Here is a 1,268-nt window from a genome sequence, read left to right as displayed (position 1 = left end):
ACTTTTACATTGCCATCTTTATCAATATCTAAATTAGGTAATTTTTGTTCTTCACCGTTTCAACGATAAACTGATTTAAAATAAGTATTCTTCGTATCATTTTTTCAATATCAACGGCGATTTGGATATTTATTTTCTTTAATAAATAAATCTGTATTATGTGATGATAAAAATTCTAATACAAGTACACATTCATTATGTTTATCTAAAATTTTGTTGTGTTGTAAATCATTATATTTAAACTTAACAATTCTTCAATTATCATTTTCATCACCACGCCACACAACATAAAAATAATGGTTATAATTATCAATAATGTTAAATGGTTCTTCTTGTGGTGATATTCATTCTAAAATATTTCCATTTATATTTATATTATTTTTATCCTTTTCTTTTTTTAATTCTTCTTCGCTATATTGTGGTGTGTTACAAGCAACTAAACTTGTTGTATTTGTTCCAATTAAAGTGATTGTTCCTAAAATACTTAATATCTTTTTCATTATTATCATAAAAATAATGGTTATAATTATCAATAATGTTAAATGGTTCTTCTTGTGGTGATATTCATTCTAAAATATTTCCATTTATATTTATATTATTTTTATCCTTTTCTTTGGGTCAATCTGGCCTCGCGGAGACTTTCTAGAATTTTGTGAAAAATAACTTAAAGTTTAAAAAAACTTTTGCCGCGCTTTTCAAAGTACTTGGGAAAAATTCTAAGCGTTAAGCGAAGAATTTTATAAAGGTTCCCAAATTTTTTTGAAAGAACTTCAAAAATTTTTTTAACTTGTAAGTCATTTTATCACAATAATTTAAGAAAGTCAACCGCTCGGCCAAAAATTTATTACCTATAATCCCATTTTAAAGCGATATGGATAAGAACCATAAAACAAAGCATCGTATGGGTCATGATACATTTTACTATCGGGTATATTTGTTTTGGTATCGCTAAATCTTAATTCACTAATACATTTATCTAAAAATGGGAAATTATCTAATATGCCATATATCTTGCCTTGAACAAACAATAATTTAAGAAAGTCAACCGCTCGGCCAAAAATTTATTACCTATAATCCCATTTTAAAGCGATATGGATAAGAACCATAAAACAAAGCATCGTATGGGTCATGATACATTTTACTATCGGGTATATTTGTTTTGGTATCGCTAAATCTTAATTCACTAATACATTTATCTAAAAATGGGAAATTATCTAATATGCCATATATCTTGCCTTGAACAAACATTTTTCGTATTCATGTTACAC

The 1,268-nt window shown here is 26.3% G+C and carries 2 protein-coding genes; both read right to left on the bottom strand.

All coding sequences use genetic code 4. The features are described from left to right. Nucleotides 1-500, bottom strand: a 500-nt coding sequence (locus tag C6B38_RS04305) for a lipoprotein (protein WP_162475863.1), incomplete at its 3' end; no start/stop codon positions are given. 568 nt (nt 501-1,068) lie between these two features. Further along, nucleotides 1,069-1,268: hypothetical protein (locus tag C6B38_RS11100; RefSeq protein ID WP_233485528.1), on the bottom strand; the 200-nt coding region annotated here is incomplete at its 5' end.

It is taken from the genome of Spiroplasma sp. ChiS, from assembly GCF_002968355.1.
GTDB classification, from domain to species: Bacteria; Bacillota_I; Bacilli_A; order Mycoplasmatales; family Mycoplasmataceae; genus Spiroplasma; species Spiroplasma citri.
Note: the sequence above shows the minus strand (reverse complement) of the source record. Positions and strands in the feature narration are given on the sequence as shown.